Source organism: Streptomyces sp. WI03-4A (genome assembly GCF_033792105.1).
Lineage (GTDB): Bacteria > Actinomycetota > Actinomycetes > Streptomycetales > Streptomycetaceae > Streptomyces > Streptomyces collinus_A.
In genome coordinates this window covers 148929-166770 of sequence record NZ_JARAUO010000007.1, presented here as the reverse complement: position 1 = coordinate 166770, position 17842 = coordinate 148929, and the positions used below count along the sequence as shown (strand labels likewise).

The following is a 17842-nucleotide window of genomic DNA, read 5'->3' as shown; positions in this document are numbered from 1 at the left end:
GGCTGCCGTCGCCCGGCACCGGTGCCGGCTGTTCGAGGATCACGTGCGCGTTGGTCCCGCTGATCCCGAACGAGGACACCGCCGCCCTGCGGGGGCGCCCGGTGTCGGGCCACGCCCTGGCCTCGGTGAGCAGGGCCACGTTGCCGGCCGACCAGTCCACCTGGGGGGTCGGCGCGTCCACGTGGAGGGTTCTGGGCAGCAGGCCGTGCCGCATGGCCAGCACCATCTTGATGATCGAGGCGACTCCCGCCGCGGCCTGGGTGTGCCCGATGTTGGACTTGACCGAGCCGAGCCACAGCGGCCGGTCCGCGGGCCGGTCGCGGCCGTAGGTGGCCAGCAGCGCCTGGGCCTCGATGGGGTCGCCGAGACGGGTGCCGGTGCCGTGCGCGTCGACCGCGTCGACGTCGTCCGTCCGCAGGCCGGCCTGCCGGAGCGCGTCCCGGATGACCCGTCGCTGCGCGGGCCCGTTGGGCACGGTGATGCCGCTGGACGCGCCGTCGGAGTTGGTGGCCACGCCCCGGACGACGGCGAGGACGCGGTGGCCGTTGCGTTCGGCGTCGGACAGCCGCTCCAGCACGAGCAGGCCCGAGCCCTCGCCCCAGCCGGTGCCGTCGGCCGCGGCCGCGAAGGACTTGCAGCGGCCGTCCGGTGCGAGGCCGCGCTGCGAGCTGAAGTACACGAACGTCTCCGGTGTGGACATCACCGTCACGCCGCCGGCCAGGGCGAGCGTGCACTCGCCGGAGCGCAGCGCGTGGGCGGCCATGCGCAGGGCGACCAGGGACGAGGAGCAGGCGGTGTCGATGGAGACGGCGGGGCCCTGCAGGCCCAGGGTGTAGGAGATGCGGCCGCTGGTGAGGCTGCCGCCGCCGTCCGCGCCGTCGTAGTCGTGGTACATGACGCCGCAGTACACGCCGGTGGAACTGCCCTTGAGGGACAGCGGGTCGATCCTGGCGTTCTCCAGCGCCTCCCAGGCCGTCTCCAGCACCACGCGTTGCTGCGGGTCGATGTCGCGGGCCTCGCGCGGGGACATGCCGAACAGGTCGGCGTCGAAGTCGGCGGCGTCGTGCAGGAACGCGCCTTCCTGGGTGACGCTCCGGCCGGGGCTGCCGGGCTCGGGGTCGTAGAGTCCTTCGACGTCCCAGCCACGGTCGGTGGGGAACGGGGTGACCGCGTCACGGCCGTCGGCGAGCAGCCGCCAGAACGCCTCGGGCGAGTCGGCGCCCCCGGGGTAGCGGCACGCCATGCCGATGACGGCGACGGGTTCCTCGGCCGCGTGCAGCAGCCGGGCGTTCTGCTGCTTGAGCCGCTCGTTCTCCAGCACGGAGGCGCGCAGCGCCGCGACGATCTTCGCGGTGTCCGCCGTGGTCATCGTTCCTGCTCCTCACCGGCGTCCACGCCCGCGAGGGCGGTGGCGACCAGGTCGTCGACGTCCATGCTCGCGATCTCCTCGCTGCGGTCCGCCGGGGTCCCGGCCGTCCGGTCGGTGCCCTGGGCGCCCGGTTGCGGGGTGCCCAGGCGCAGGATCGCGTCCAGGAGTCCCGCGGCGCGCAGGTCGGAGACGGGTACGGCGGCCAGCCGGCGCCGGATCTCCGCGTCGTCGGGCTGCCCGCCGTCGCGGGCGGGTCCGCCGTTCCCGGCGGGTCCCGTGTGCCCCCCTGGCGCGGGTTCCGCCGGGGCCGGTGCGTCCGGCAGGTCGGCGGCCAGCTCCTCCAGGAGCAGGTCGACCACGTCGGCCGGGGTGGGGTGGTCGAACATCATCGTGGCCGGCAGGCGCAGCCCCGTGGCGCTGCCGAGCCGGTTGCGCAGTTCGATCGCGGCCAGGGAGTCGAGCCCCAGTTCGGTGAATCCCCGGGCCATGTCGACGCTGCCGGCGTCGGCGTGCCGTACCTCGGCGACCTGGGCCCTGACGAGGTCGCCGAGCAGCCGAGCACGGCCGTCGGCGGACTGCGCGGCAAGGCGGCGCAGTAGGTCCTCGGGGCCCCCGGCGCCCGGCGCCCGTGGTTCCGGTGCCGCGCTGCCGGTGGGCGGCGCGCTGCGCGGGGCGCTCGGCATGACGTCGCGCAGCGTGGCCGGGATCTGGGTGCCGGACGGGTCGAGGCGCAGCGGGACCAGGACGGGTTCGTCCACGGTGAGCGCCCGGTCGAACAGGGTGAGCCCCTCGGCCGGGGTCAGCGCCGGGGTGCCGCGGGCGGCCAGGCGGCGGGCCAGCGCGGGGTCGGTGCCCCCGGCCATGCCGCTCTCCCCCGCCCACAGGTTCCACACCAGGGACGTGGCGGGCAGGCCGTGCCGGTGCCGGTGCCGGGCCAGCGCGTCCAGGAAGGCGTTGGCGGCGGCGTAGTTGCCCTGGCCGAGCGGGTCGAGCAGTCCGGCGACCGAGGAGAACAGCACGAACGCGTCGAGGTCGAGGTCCTCCGTCAGCTCGTGCAGCGCCCAGGCCGCGTCCGCCTTCGGCCGCAGCACGGCGTCCAGTCGCCCGGGGGTGAGCGCGGTGACGAGGGCGTCGTCGAGCACTCCGGCCGCGTGGACCACGGCGGTGAGCGGACGGTCGCCGGGTACGGCGGCGAGGAGCGCGCCGAGTGCGTCCCGGTCGGCGACGTCGCAGGCCGCCATGGTGACCTCGGCGCCCAGGGCGGTGAGGTCCGCGCGGAGTTCGGTGGCTCCGGGGGCGCCCGGGCCGCGCCGGCTCACCAGCAGCAGATGGCGTACGCCCTGCCGGGTCACCAGGTGCCGAGCGACCAGGGCGCCGAGTCCGCCGGTGCCGCCCGTGATCAGCACGGTGCCGTCCGGCCGCCAGCGCGGCGCGACCGGGTCGGGCCGCCGGGGTACGTGGGCCAGGCGCGGGACGCGCACCTGGTGGCCGAGGACCGACACCTCCGGTTCGGAGAGGGCGGCGACCGCGGGCAGCATGCCGAGCGAGGACTCCTGGGCGTCGAGGTCGACGAGCAGGATACGGCCGGGGTGCTCGGCCTGTGCCGCGCGGACCAGCCCCCACACAGGTGCCACGGTGAGGTCCAGGTGCGCGCCGTCCCCGTCGGCGCCGAACCAGGTCAGCACGACCAGCCGGGTCGCGGCGAGCCGGTCGTCGGCGAGGAGCTCGCGCATGGTGGCGAGGACGGTCCGCAGCCGCGAGCGGACCGCGTCCGGCATGTCGTCGTCGCCCGGTTCCACCGGCAGGAACACCAGGTCCGGCGCCGGCGCGCCCTTGTCCAGCGCGACCCGGAGCGCGGCCAGGTCCGCGTGCACGGGTACGTCCCCGGCGCCGATGCCGAGTCCGTCGTCGCCGAGGACGGCCCACCGTCCCGTGTCGGCCTCGCCGGCGTCGCCCAGCGGGAGCTGGCTCCAGCCGGGCCTGAACACCGATTCCAGGTGCCGGGTGCCGGTCTGGGCGGCGCCCTCGGCGACGAGCCGGTCCGCGGTGACCGGGCGGACGACGAGCGACTCCACGGAGGCCACGGGGCTGCCGTCGGGCGCGGCGAGGTCGATGCGGACCGCTTCGGAACCGGCCTGCTCGTCGGAGCCGAGCCAGCTCACACGGGCCCGCAGACTGCTCAGGCCGCCCGCCGAGTGCAACCTGATCCCGGCCCAGGAAAAGGGGAGTTGACCCGCTCCGACGTCCTGGGGTTTCCGGCCGCCGAGGAAGTCGGTGGCGGACATGGCGGCGTCCAGCAGCGAGGGGTGCAGCCGGTAGGCGCGGGCGTCCTGTCCGGCGTGGTCGGGCAGCGCGACCTCGACGAACAGGTCCCGGCCGCGCAGCCACACCGCGCGCAGGCCCCGGAACATCGGGCCGAAGTGGTAGCCCTTGGCGGTCAGGTAGTCGTAGACGCCGTCGATGTTCACCGGCACCGCGTCGGCGGGCGGCCAGAGGGCGCCGCCGAGACCGAACTCGTTCCCATCGGGCGCGGGTTGCCGTTCGGTGGCGAGCGTGCCGGTGACGTGCCGGGTCCAGGGCATCGGGTCGGGGGCGTCCTCGAAGCGGGAGTAGATCGCGAACGCCCGCCGCCCGGCGGCGTCCGGCCCGTCGACGACCACCTGCACCGCTGCGCCTCCATGGTCGGGCAGCGGCATGAGCTGCTGGATCACCAGCTCCTCGACGGTGTCACAGCCGGCCTCCTCGGCGGCGCGCAGGGCGAGTTCGACGAATCCGGTGCCGGGCAGCAGGCCCATGCCCATCACGTTGTGGTCGGCGAGCCATGCCTGGGCGGCGGTCTGCAGGGAGATCCGTCCGGTGAGCACCAGGCCGCCGCCCTCCGGCGCCGGCATCACCGCGGACAGCAGCGGGTGGCCGGCGTTGCGCTGGCCGTGCCCGGTCGCGTCGCCGCCCCCCGTCCCGCTGGCCGCGCCGGCCGGTGGCGAGAGCCAGAAGTGCCGCTTCTCGAAGGGGTAGGTGGGCAGGTCGACCCGCCGGGCGCCGGTGTCCGCGAAGGTCTCCGTCCAGCGCACGGAGAGGCCGTTGACGTGGAGCCGGCCGAGCGCGGTGAGCAGCTGGACCGGCTCGGGGCGGTCGCGGCGCAGTGCCGGTACGGCGAGCCGGTCGCCGTCGGTGACCTCGTCGACCATCGGTGTCAGCGCGGCGTCGGGCCCGAGTTCGAGGAAGGCGGTCACGCCGCGCTCCACGAGCCCGCGGACGCCGTCGGCGAAGGCGACGGTCCGCCGTACGTGCTCCACCCAGTACTCGGGGGTGCCCAGGGTCTCCGCGTCGGCGGGGCGTCCGGTCACGTTCGAGACCACCGGTATGCGTGGCTCTCCGTAGTCCAACGTGGAGGCGACGTCGCGGAATTCATCGAGCATCGGTTCCATGAGCGCGGAGTGGAAGGCGTGGCTGACCCGCAGGCGGGTGGCCCGGCGGCCGCGCGCGAGGAAGTGCTCCACGGTGGCGGTCACGGCGTCCTCGGGCCCGGAGACGACCACGGAGCGCGGGCCGTTGACCGCCGCGATGCCGACGCCGTCGGGCAGCGCGTCGCGCACCTCTCCGGGCTCGGCCTGCACCGCGGCCATCGCCCCGCCCGCGGGCAGGGCCTGCATCAGCCGGCCGCGCGCCGCGACCAGACGTGCGGCGTCCGCCAGGGACAGTACTCCGGCGACATGGGCGGCGGTCAGCTCACCGATGGAGTGCCCGGCCACGAAGTCCGGTCGCACGCCCCAGGACTCGACCAGCCGGTACAACGCCGTCTCCACGGCGAACAGCCCGGCCTGCGCGTACACCGTCCGGTTCACGAGTTCGGTGTCCGCGCCCCAGATCACCTCGCGCAGCGGCCGGTCGAGGTGCGCGTCGAGGAGGTCCACGGCCGCGTCGAAGGCCGTGGCGAACACCCGGTAGGCCGCGTGGAGTTCGCGGCCCATGCCGAGCCGCTGGGCGCCCTGGCCGGTGAACAGCACCGCGAGCCGGCCGTGCGGTGCGGCCGTACCGGTCAGCACCCCGGGCGCGGGCTTCCCGGCGGCGACGGCCGCCAGCCCGGCGAGCCGTCGCGCCCGGTCCTCGCCGAGCACGACCGCCCGGTGCTCCAGCTGGGCGCGGCCCGAGGCGAGCGACCACCCGACGTCGGCGCCGGACACGGCCGTGTCCGTGCCCCTGCCCGTCTCCGTGACATGGGCCGCGAGCCGTTCGGCCGCGCTACGCAGGGCCGCCTCGGTCCTGGCGGACAGGACCCAGGGCAGCGGTGCGGCGGCGGACGGTTCGTCCGCCGGTGCGGTGTCGGTCACCGCACCGGAGCGGTCGTCCGCTTCGGTGGCGGTCACCGCCCTCAGGTCGGCCGGTGGCTCCTCCAGGATGACGTGGGCGTTGGTGCCGCTGAGGCCGAAGGACGACACGGCGGCCCGGCGCGGCCGGCCGTCGGACGCCCACTGTCTGGCCCGCGTGAGCAGTTCGACCGCTCCCACCGACCAGTCGACCTGGTCCGACGGCTCGTCCACGTGCAGGGTGCGCGGCATGACGCCGTGACGCATGGCCTGCACCAGCTTGATCACACCGGCGGCACCGGCCGCGGCCTGCGTGTGCCCGAGGTTGGACTTGACCGAGCCGAGCCACACCGGCGCGTCGGCCGGCCGGCCCTGCCCATACGTCGCCAGCAGCGCCTGCGCCTCGATGGGGTCGCCGAGCGCGGTTCCCGTGCCGTGTCCCTCGATCAGGTCGACGTCGTGGGGCGAGAGCCCCGACGCGGCGAGCGCCGCCTCGATGACCCGCTGCTGGGACGGGCCGTTGGGCGCGGTGAGGCCGTTGGAGGCGCCGTCCTGGTTGATGGCGGACCCGCGGATCACCGCGAGCACCGGATGCCCGTGGCGGCGGGCGTCGGAGAGACGCTCCACCAGCAGCAGGCCGATGCCCTCCGACCAGCCGGTCCCGTCGGCGCCCTTGGCGTACGCCTTGCACCGGCCGTCCGGCGCCAGCCCGCGCTGCCGGCTGAAGTCCACGAACACGTCCGGCGTCGGCAGCACCGTCACCCCACCGGCCAGCGCCATGCCGACCTCGCCCTGCCGCAGCGCCTGGCAGGCGATGTGCAGGGCCACCAGGGACGACGAGCACGCGGTGTCGATGGTGACGGCCGGGCCCTCGAGACCGAGGGTGTAGGCCACCCGCCCGGAGGCGATACTGGCGCCGCTGCCGCCGGACAGGTAGGCGGCGATCTCCTCCGGGACGTGCTGCTGCACCCGTTGCCCGTACTCCGTGTACATGACGCCGACGTAGACGCCGGTCCGGCTGCCGCGCACCGAGGCGGGGTCGATCCCGGCTCGTTCGAAGGTCTCCCAGGCCCCTTGGAGCAGCAGCCTCTGCTGCGGGTCGAGGGCCAGCGCCTCGCGCGGCATGATGCCGAAGAACTCCGGGTCGAACTCCCCCGCGTCGTGCAGGAATCCGCCGCTGCGCACGTACGTCTTGCCCGGCACGCCCTCCCGCGGGTCGTACACGCCGTCGAGGTCCCAGCCGCGGTCGGTCGGGAACTCGGTGACGGCGTCCCGGCCCTCGTCGAGCAGCCGCCACAGGTCCTCGGCCGAGTTGACGCCGCCGGGGAAGCGGCAGTGGAGGCCGACGACAGCGATGGGCTCGTCGGCCGGAACCACGGTCGCGCTGCTCGGGGCGGCCGCCTGAGGCATGGTCACGGTCGGGGCCCCGGTCAGCCGGGAGACGATGAACTCGCCCGCCGCCTGAGCGTTCGGGTAGTCGAACACGAGAGTGGCGGGCAGTCGCAGCCCCGTCGCCGTGTTCAGCGCGTTGCGCAGCTCCACAGCTGCCAGCGAGTCGAAGCCGAGGTCGGAGAAGGCGCGGTCGGCCCGTACGTCGTCACCGCCGGCGTGCCCGAGCACGGTGGCGGCGCGGTCGCGTACGAGGTCTACCACGAGACGTACGCGCTCGTTCCCGGGCAGTCCCGCCAGCCGCTCGGTGAGCGCGTGTGCGGGTGCGCCGGTGCTCCCGCTCGCCCCGGCGGCGCGTCGGGTGACACCGCCGCGCACGAGCCCGCGCAGCAGCGCCGGCACCTCGCCACGGGCCCGGACCACCGTCCGGTCGACGCGCAGGGCCGCCACGCAGGGCTCGCCCGCGGTGACGGCGGCGTCGAACAGCGCCAGCGCGTCGGCGGCCGGCAGCGCGGGCAGCCCCATGCGCCGCACCTGGACCAGGTCGGGGTCCTCGGCGGACCCGGCTGCGGCACCGGAGGCGGATGTGCCCCCGGACTCCGGTGCCCCCAACTCGCGGGTGTCCCACAGGCCGAACGCCACCGACGTCACGGGCAGTCCCGCGGCGGCCCGGTGCGCGGCGAGACCGTCCAGGAACACGTTGGCGGCGGCGTAGTTGCCCTGCCCGGCGGCCAGCACGAGACCCCCGGCCGAGGAGAACATCACGAACGCCTCCAGCTCGGCGTCGAGGGTGAGTTCGTGCAGGTGCCAGGCCGCGTCCGCCTTGGGTCCGAGGACCGCGTCCAGGCGTTCGGGAGTCAGGTCGGTGACGAGACCGCTGTCGGCCACACCCGCCGCGTGCACGACCGCGCTCAACGGATGTGCGTCGGCCACCTCGCCAAGCACGGCGGAGAGCCGGTCTCGGTCGGCGGCGTCGCAGGCCACGACGGACACGGTCGCACCGAGTCCGGTCAGCTCCGCGCGCAGGGCGTCGGCCCCGGGCGCGTCCGGGCCCCGCCGACTGGTCAGCAGCAGGTGGCGCACACCGTGCCGCGCGACGAGGTGCCGCGCGACCCGGGCACCCAGCTCGCCCGTACCGCCGGTGATGAGCACGGTGCCCTTACTGTTCCACGGCGCCGTCGCTTCATCGTCGCCGGTGGCGATGGTGGCGGCGGTCGCGGTCATCGGCGTGAGGCGGGGTACGGTCACTCGACCGGTGCGCAGGGCGAGTTCGGGCTCGGTGGTCCCGGCCAGCCGTGTCAGCGCGGCGGCTGACCCGGCCGTCAGGTCGGTGTCGACAAGACCGAACCTCCCGGGGTGCTCGGCCTGCGCGGCACGGACCAGTCCCCACACGGGCGCCTGGCCCACGTCGACCGGCTCCCCGACCGTGGTGGCCACGGCCCCTCGGGTCACGAACACCAGGCGACTACCGACGAAGCGCTCCTGCGCCAGCCACTCCTGCACGGCGGCCAGCACCTCACCGGTGCTCGCCCGGCAACCGCGCGCCGGATCGCCCTCGACCGGTCCCACGGCCCAGAACACCACGGGAGGCACGACCTCCAGCGCGGCGAGTCCCGGGAACCGGGTCAGCCCGGTGCCGGGAAGATCACCCACGAGGGCGGCCCCGGCCGTGCCGTCCGGAACCGGCACGGGCGTCCAGTCCATCCGCAGCAACTCACCTACACGCCCGGTGCCTTGGCCGAATTGCTGGGCGGACACCGGCCGTACGGTCATCTGCTCCACCGTCGCGACGGGCCGGCCCGTCGGATCGGCGAGCCGCATGGCGCACACCTCGTCGCCGCGCAGCCGCTCCAGGTGCACGCGCAGCGCTGTCGCGCCCGTGGCGTGCAGGGTCACGCCGGACCAGGAGAACGGCAACAGGGTCTCGCCGTCCACGGCGCCGTGCTCGCCCAACTGGTCGGCGTGCATGGCCGCGTCCAGCAGGGCGGGGTGCAGACCGTACGCGGTGCCGTCGCCGCCCTCGGGCAGCTCCACCTCGGCGTACACGTGCTCGCCCTGCCGCCACGCCCGGCGCAGCGCGCGGAACACCGGTCCGTACCCGTAGCCGCGCTCGCGCAGACCCTCGTAGAAACCGTCGACCGGCAACGGAACCGCCCCCGACGGCGGCCACTCGGCGGCCAGGTCGAAGGACGCGTCCGCGACGACGGGCGACACCGCGCCGGTCGCGTGCAGCGTCCACGGTGTGTCGGCGTCCGGCCGCGAGTGGATCGTCAGGGCGCGCACGCCCTCCTCGTCCGGCGCGTCGACCACGACCTGCACGGTCACCGTGCCGGCGGAAGGCAGGATCAGCGGCGCCCGGTGGGTCAGCTCCTCCAGCCGTCCGCAACCGACGTGGTCACCGGCCCGCATGGCCAGCTCCACGAAACCGGTGCCCGGAAGCAGCAGGCTGCCCAGGATGTCGTGATCGGCCAGCCATTCCTGGCGGCCGGTCGACAGCCGACCCGTGATGATCACGCGATCGGCGTCGGCCACCGTGACCGCGGCGCTCAGCAACGGATGCTCGACGGCCTCCAGCCCCGCGGAGCCGACGTCTCCGGCGGTACGGAGAGGCGTCAGCCAGTAGCGCTGCCGTTGGAAGGGGTAGCCGGGGAGGTCGTCCAGATGCCTTCCGGGGGCGTGGAGGGCGGTGAAGTCGACGTCGGTGCCTCGTACGTGCAGTTCGCCGAGGGCGGTCAGGAGTGTGTGGGGCTCGTCGCGGTCCCGGCGCTGGGTGGCCACGGCGTGTGCCTCGGCGGGGAGGGTGTCCTCGGCCATGGCGGCGAGGACGTTGTCGGGGCCGATCTCCACGAACTCGGTCGCACCCTGCGCCGTCAGGGTGACGACCGCATCGGCGAAGCGGACCGGTTCGCGGACCTGGCGGACCCAGTAGGCGGGGTCCCGGAGCTCGTCGGTGGCCGGCTCGCCGGTGAGGGTCGAGATCAGGGGGATGCGGGGGGTGCCGTAGGTCAGTTGGGAGGTGACCTCGGCGAAGTCGGCCAGCATCGGTTCCATCAGCGGGGAGTGGAAGGCGTGGGAGACGCGGAGCCGGGTGACTTTGTGGTCCTGCAGCCTCTCGATCGTCTTCGTGACCGCGTCATCAGCTCCCGAAATCACCGTGAGGCGCGGTCCGTTGACGGCCGCGACCTCGACACCGTCTACGAGGGCCGCACGCACCACGGATTCCCCGGCCCGGACTGATGCCATCGCACCACCCGCGGGCAGCGCCTGCATCAACCGAGCACGCGCCGCGACCAGACGAGCCGCATCCGGCAGAGTCAGAACCCCCGCCACATGCGCAGCGGCCAGCTCGCCGATGGAATGCCCGGCCACGAAGTCCGGCTTCAGCCCCGCCGACTCCAACAGGCGGAAGAGGGCGACCTCTACCGCGAACAGACCCGGCTGCGCCCAGCCCGTCCGCCGCACCAGGTCCGCATCCTCACCCCACACGACCTCACGCAACGGCCGTTCCAGATGGATGTCCAGGGCCGCGACCACCTCATCGAAAGCCGAAGCGAACACCGGGAACCGAGCCGCCAGTTCACGCCCCATCCCGAGCCGCTGAGCCCCCTGCCCCGTGAAGAGGTAAGCGAGCTTGCCCGGAATCGGCGTCACCGCGCCGACATCGCTCAGCCCCCGCAGCAACTCCTCACGATCCGCCCCGACCACCACGGCCCGGTGCTCGAACTTCGCGCGACCGGCCAGCGTCCGCGCCACATCCACAGGACGCAACGACTCACGCTCGCCGAGGTACGCCTTGAGCTGATCGGCGTAAGCCGTCACCGCCTCGGGCGTCTTCCCCGACACCACCAACGCGACCGGCTGCACATCGTCCGGGGCAGGCGCCGCCAAGAACTCAGGCGGCTCCTCCACGATCACATGGGCGTTGGTCCCGCTGATCCCGAACGACGACACCGCCGCCCGACGCGGACGCCCCTCGACCGCCGCCCACTCCCGAGCCTCCGCCAACAACTCCACCGCACCGGCCGACCAGTCCACCTCACCCGACGGCTCATCCACATGCAACGTCCGAGGCAACACACCATGCCGCATCGCCAGAACCATCTTCATGATCCCAGCCACACCCGCAGCAGCCTGCGTATGACCGATGTTCGACTTGATCGACCCCAGCCACAACGGCCGACCCTCCGGCCGCCCCTGCCCATACGTCGCCAACAACGCCTGCGCCTCGATCGGGTCACCCAGAGTCGTCCCGGTCCCGTGCCCCTCCACCACATCCACATCCACGGGCGACAACCCGGCCGCCGCCAACGCCTGCCCGATCACCCGCTCCTGTGAAGGACCGTTCGGCGCCGTCAGACCATTCGACGCACCGTCCTGATTCACCGCCGAACCACGCACCACCGCCAACACCGGATGCCCCAGACGCCGGGCGTCCGACAACCGCTCCACCAGCAGCACACCCACGCCCTCGCCCCAGCCGGTGCCGTCCGCCGCGTCGGCGAACGACTTGCAGCGGCCGTCCGCCGCCAGGCCGCCCTGCCGGTTCATGTCGACGAAGGTGTCCGGGGTGGACATCACGGTGACGCCGCCCGCGAGTGCGAGCGTGCACTCGCCGTTGCGCAGAGCCTGGGCCGCAAGGTGCAGCGCCACCAGCGACGACGAACACGCCGTGTCGACGGTGACCGCCGGGCCCTCCAGACCGAACGTGTACGCCACCCGGCCTGACACCACGGCGGTGTGGCCGCCGTTGCCGAGGTAGCCGGCGTACTCTTCCGGGATCTCGCCGGGCCGGGTGGCCCAGTCGTGGTACATGACGCCGGCGAAGACGCCGGTGCGTGAGCCGTGGACCGAACGGGGGTCGATGCCGGCCCGTTCGAAGGCTTCCCAGGACGCCTCCAGCATGAGTCGCTGCTGCGGGTCCATGGCGACGGCCTCACGCGGGCTGATGCCGAAGAAGTCAGGGTCGAACTGGGCCGCGTCGTAGAGGAACCCGCCCTCCTTGGTGGAGGTCCTGCCGGATGTGCCGGGCTCGGGGTCGTACAGCTCGGCGATGTCCCAGCCGCGGTCGCCGGGGAACTCGGCGATCGCGTCCCGGCCTTCCGCGACGAGCCGCCACAGGTCCTCGGGCGAGGACACGCCGCCCGGGTAGCGGCAGGCCATGCCGACGATCGCCACGGGTTCGTCGGACATCCCGCGCGCCGCGGGGACGGCAGTCGTGCGCTTCGACCGGCCGTGAAGCAGGCGGTCCTCGAGGTGGGCGGCCAGGGCGAGGGGGGTCGGATAGTCGAAGACCAGGGTGGCGGACAGGCGCAGACCGGTGTCCGTGTTCAGGGAGTTGCGCAGTTCCACGGCGGCCAGTGAGTCGAAGCCGAGGTCGTTGAAGGCCCGTTCGGCCTCGATCGCGTCCGCGCCGGAGTGGCCGAGCACGGCGGCCACCTGGCCACGGACGAGGTCCAGCAGGTGGTCCCGTCGCTGTTCTTCGGGGAGTTCGGCCAGGCGCCGTCCCAGCGAAGCGGTGCCGGTCGGGTCGGCGCCGCCCGTGCCGGCCGTGCGGCGTGCGGGTGCCCGGACCAGGGTGCGCAGGAGCGGCGGTACGCCTCCCGGCCTGCCTCGCAGGGCGTGCGCGTCGAACCAGAGGGGTGCGGTGAACGCCTCGCCGGAGCGCACCGCCGCGTCCAGCATGGCGAGGTTCTCGGCGACGGAGAGTTCGCGCAGGCCCAGTCTGGTCACGCGGTGGACGGCCACGTCGGACAGGCCCGCGCCCATGCCGTGCTCACGGGGCCACAGTCCCCAGCCGAGGGAGGTGGCCGGGAGCCCGGACAGCCGTCGGTGCTCGGCCAGCGCGTCGAGGAAGGTGTTGGCCGCCGCGTAGTTGGCCTGCCCCGCTCCGTCGAGGAATCCGGCCGCCGAGGAGAACAGGACGAAGGCGCTCAATAGCAGGTCGCGGGTCAGTTCGTGCAGGTGCCAGGCGCCGTCTGCCTTGGGGGCGAGGACGGTTCCGATGCGGTCGGGGGTGAGGTCCTCGAAGGTGCCGTCGTCGACGATGCCGGCCGCGTGCACGACGGCGGTGAGCGGATGCTCCTCGGGCACGGCGTCGAGTACGGCGGCCAGCGCGGCGCGGTCGGCGACGTCGCAGGCGGCGAGGGTGACGGTGGCACCCGCCTCCGTGAGCTCGTCGCGCAGCTGCCCGGCGCCGGGCGCGTCGATACCGCGCCGGCCGACCAGGAGCAGTCGCCGTACGCCGTGTTCCGTGACCAGGTGGCGGGCCACCAGGGCGCCGAGCCCGCCGGTGCCGCCGGTGACGAGCACCGTGCCGTGGTCGGGCCAACCGGCCGCCTCGGACGTGTCGGCCGGGCGGCCGCCGCGGACGAGGCGGGGGGCGAGCAGCCGCCCGGAGCGCACGGCCAGCTCGGGCTCCCCGCAGACCACGGCGGCGGGCAGCACGGACGCCCATCCCTCCCCCGGCCCACCCGTGGCCTCCTCACCACCCGCGTCCACCAGGACCACCCGGCCCGGATGCTCCGCCTGCGCCGCCCGCAGCAGCCCCCACACGGATGCCGTGGCCAGGGCCGTGTCGTCGGGTGTCCGCGTCCACAGCGCCGGTACGGCGTCCTCGGTGACGACGACCAGTCGCGCGGCGTCCAGCCGCTCGTCGGCCAGGAAGTCCTGCACCACGCGCAGCGCCTGTCCGACGGTCTCGCGGGTCGCGTCGAGCGGCGCGGCTCCGGTGTCCGGACGCAGACTGGCAACCACCAGGTCGGCGCCCGCCGCCTCGGCGAGGTCGGCCGCCGGCCGGGCTCCGAGGGTCTGTCCCAGGCCGTGCGCATCGGCCCCGAGGACGGCCCAGGTGAGCTGCCCGGGGGGTTCGGGGAGCGGCAGTTCCGTCCAGTCGACGCGAAGGAGTGCGCCCCTGGTGCCGGTGCCGGTGCCGCCGATCCGGTCGGCGTCGACCGACCTGACGACCAGGGAGTCCACCGACGCCACCGGTGCGCCCGTGGTGTCGCGGAGTTCGATGCCCACGGTGTCGGGTCCGGTGGCGGTGATCCGTACGCGGACGCGGTTCGCGCCGGTGGCGTGCAGGGAGACGCCGTGCCAGGTGAAGGGCAGGGTCACCTGGCCGTCCGGCTGCGGCAGGGCGTGGCCGAGCGCGTGCAGGGAGGCGTCCAGCAGGGCCGGGTGCAGGCCGTAGGCGCCCTGGCCCTGGCCCTGGCCCGCCGGGAGGGTGACCTCGGCGTACACCTCTCCCCCGGCGCGCCACAGGGCGCGCAGGCCCTGGAAGGCGGGCCCGTACCCGTAGCCCTCGCGGCTGAGCCGTTCGTAGAAGCCGGAGACGTCGACCGGCTCGGCGCCGGGCGGGGGCCACGCCGCCGGTGCCGTCGCGGGGGTGTGGGTGGCGCGGGCGAGGACGCCGCCGGCGTGGCGCGTCCAGTCGTCCTCGGCGGTGCTGTCCTCGCGGCGGGCGTAGAACTCCACGGTGCGCCGCCCTGCCGGGTCGGGCTCGCCCACCACGATCTGGAGGGCGGTGCCGCAGTCGTCCGGCAGCGCCAGGGGGGCTTCCAGGTCGAGAACCTCGACGGTGTCGCAGCCGACCTGGTCAGCGGCGAGCAGGGCGAGTTCGACGAACGCGGTTCCGGGCAGCAGGGTGCTGCCCGCGATGACGTGGTCGGCGAGCCACGGCTGGACGCGGGGTGAGAGCCGTCCGCCGAGCAGGACGCCGTCGCCCGCGGCGAGGGTCAGCATCGCACCGATGAGGGGGTGTTCCACGGGCTGCTGGCCGACGCCCCGCGCGTCGCCGGCCGTCTTCGCGGCGGTGAGCCAGTACCGCTGCCGCTGGAACGCGTAGGTGGGCAGGTCGATCCGCCGGGCGTCCGGGTAGTGGGCGTCCCAGGTGACGTGCGCGCCGTTGACGTGGGCCACGGCGACGGCCGACAGGACGCCGGTGGGCTCGTCGTGGTCACGGCGCAGCGCGGGGGCGAACACGTGCCCGGCCGTGTCGTCGACGCAGTCGCGTGCCATCGCGGTGAGTACGGCGTCGGGGCCGAGTTCGAGGAAGGTGGTGACGCCGGCCGCCTCCAGGAAGGCGATGCCGTCGGCGAACCGTACGGGCTGCCGCACGTGTTCGACCCAGTACTCGGGCGAGCAGAGCCGGTCCGTGGCGAGCAGGCCGCCGGTCACGTTGGACACGACGGGGATGGTGGGCTCGGCGTAGGCCATGACCTGGGCGATGCGGCGGAACTCGGCGAGCATGGGGTCCATGAGCGCCGAGTGGAAGGCGTGGCTGACCCGCAGGCGCTTGGTCCGGTGGCCGCGGGCGGCGAGCGCGGCGGCGATCCGGAGGGTGGCGGTCTCGTCGCCGGAGATGACGACCGCTTCGGGGCCGTTGACGGCGGCGAGGTCGACGCCGGGTGTCTCGCTGAGCAGCGCGGTGACCTCGTCTGCGGGTGCGGCGACGGCCACCATGGCCCCTGTCTGCGGGAGTTCCTGCATCAGCCGACCGCGGGCGGCCACCAGCATGGCCGCGTCGGGGAGACTGAGCACTCCGGCGACGTGGGCCGCGGTGAGTTCGCCGACCGAGTGCCCGGCGACGAAGTCCGGGCGCAGTCCCCAGGACTCGACCAGCCGGAACAGGGCGGTCTCCAGGGCGAACAGGGCGGGCTGGGCGTACCTGGTCTGGTCGAGGAGCTGTGCCGTCTCGGGGTCGTCGTCGGTGAACAGGACGTCCCACAGGGAGCGTTCCATCTGGAGGTCGAGATAGCCGATCGCCTCGTCGAGCGCTTCGGCGAACCGGGGGTGGGCGTCGTAGAGCCGCCGGCCCATGGCGTGCCGCTGGCTGCCCTGTCCGGTGAAGAGGAAGGCGAGTCCCCCGCCGGTCGCGGTCCCGGTGACGAGCGCTGGGTGCGGCTCGCCGGCGGCGAGGGCGCGCAGGCCGTGCCGGAGTTCGTCGGCGTCGGCGGCCGTGAGTACGGCGCGGTGCGGCATGGTGGCGCGGCCGGTGGCGAGTGAGTGGCCGAGGTCGTCCCGCCGGGGCCGGAGCTCGGTGTCCAGGTGGTCAAGGAGGCGTTGTGCCTGGGCGCGCAGGGCCGGCTGGGAACGGGCGGAGAAGGCGACGGGCAGGGGGCCCTCGGGCTGGGGGCGCGCGGCGGGAGCCGGGCCGGGGACCGGCGGTTCCTCGACGATGACATGGGCGTTGGTGCCGCTGACGCCGAATGCGGAGACGCCGGCGCGGCGGGGGCGGTCGCCCGGCTCCCACGGCACGTCCTCGGTGAGCAGCCGGACGGTGCCCGAGGACCAGTCGACGTGCGGGGTGGGCTGGTCGACGTGGAGGGTCGGCGGCAGCACGCCGTGCCGCATCGCCATGATCATCTTGATGAGTCCGGCGGCGCCCGCGGCGGACTGGCTGTGTCCGATGTTGGACTTGACCGACCCGAGCCACAGCGGGGTCCTGGGCGAGTGGGCCGCGCCGTAGGTGGCGATCAGGGCGTGTGCCTCGATGGGGTCGCCGAGGGTGGTGGCGGTGCCGTGCGCCTCGACGGCGTCGACGTCGCCGGTGGTCAGCCCGGCGTTGGCCAGAGCCTGTCGGATGACGCGTTGCTGGGCGAGGCCGTTGGGCGCGGTCAGTCCGTTGCTGGCGCCGTCGGAGTTGACGGCCGTGCCGCGGATCAGGGCCAGCACGGGGTGTCCGAGGCGGCGTGCCTCGGAGAGCCGGGTGAGGACGAGCATGGCGGCGCCCTCGGACCAGGCGGTGCCGTTCGCGGCGGCGGCGAAGGGCCGGCAGATCCCGTCGGGGGCGAGTCCGCGCTGGCGGCTGAAGGAGGTGAAGGCGCCGGGATGGACCATGACGGACGCGGCACCGGTCAGCGCGAGGGTGCACTCGCCGGCGCGCAGCGACTGCACGGCGAGGTGCAGGGCGACCAGGGCGCTGGAGCAGGCGGTGTCCACGCTCAGGGTCGGGCCCTCGGTGCCGAGGACGTAGGCGAGGCGTCCGGAGAGCACGCTCGGGGAGTTGCCGGTCATCAGGTAGCCGTCGAGGCCGTCCGGGGCCTCGTGCAGTGGCATGCCGTAGTCCTGCGGGTCGGCGCCGACGAAGACGCCGGAGCGGCTGCCGCGGAGCGTGTCGGGGTCGATGCCGGCGCGTTCCAGGGCCTCCCAGGCGGTCTCCAGGACGAGGCGCTGCTGCGGTTCCATGGCCAGCGCCTCGCGGGGGCTGATCCCGAAGAAGGCGGCGTCGAAGTCACCGGCGTCGCGGAGGAATCCGCCGTGGCGGACGTAGGTGGAGCCGGGGGTGGCGGGGTCGGGGTCGTAGAGCCGGTCGAGGTCCCAGCCGCGGTCGTCGGGGAAGTCGTCGACGACGTGCCGTCCTTGGGCGACGAGCTGCCAGAGCTGGTCGGGCGAGGCGGCGCCGCCGGGGAAGCGGCAGCCGATGCCGACGACGGCGATGGGCTCGTCCGCCGCCGGGGGTGGCGCGATCTCGTCGGTGGCCCCGGCGGCGGTTCCGAGGAGTTCGGCGCGCAGATGGTGGGCCAGGTCCGCCGCCGTGGGGAAGTCGAAGCCGACGGTGGGCGGCAGGGTCAGGCCGGTGGCGGCGTTCAGCAGCCGCTGGAGCTTGACCAGGCCGAGGGAGTCCACGCCGAGTTCGCGCAGCGGGCGGCCGGGGTCGACCGCGTCCGGCTCCTCGCCGGCCTCCCGCAGCACGACCAGCACCTGCTCGCGCACCAGCTCGACCAAGACTCGTATCTGCTCGGGTGCGGGCAGCACCCCCAGCGTGTGTGCCGACGTC

At 74.4% G+C, this 17842-nt stretch carries 1 protein-coding gene and 1 pseudogene; both read right to left on the bottom strand.

Annotated features, from left to right (window positions below; all coding sequences use genetic code 11):
- Window positions 1-13: 13 nt before the first annotated feature.
- Window positions 14-1369: pseudogene (locus PV343_RS10865) on the bottom strand (type I polyketide synthase); the annotation flags it as partial.
- The gene (locus PV343_RS10860; protein WP_415923481.1) at window positions 1366-17817 is read right to left on the bottom strand and encodes an SDR family NAD(P)-dependent oxidoreductase; all 16452 of its coding nucleotides are present in this window, start codon (window positions 17815-17817) and stop codon (window positions 1366-1368) included. The gene PV343_RS10860 and the pseudogene PV343_RS10865, both read right to left, overlap by 4 nt.
- Window positions 17818-17842: the final 25 nt, after the last annotated feature.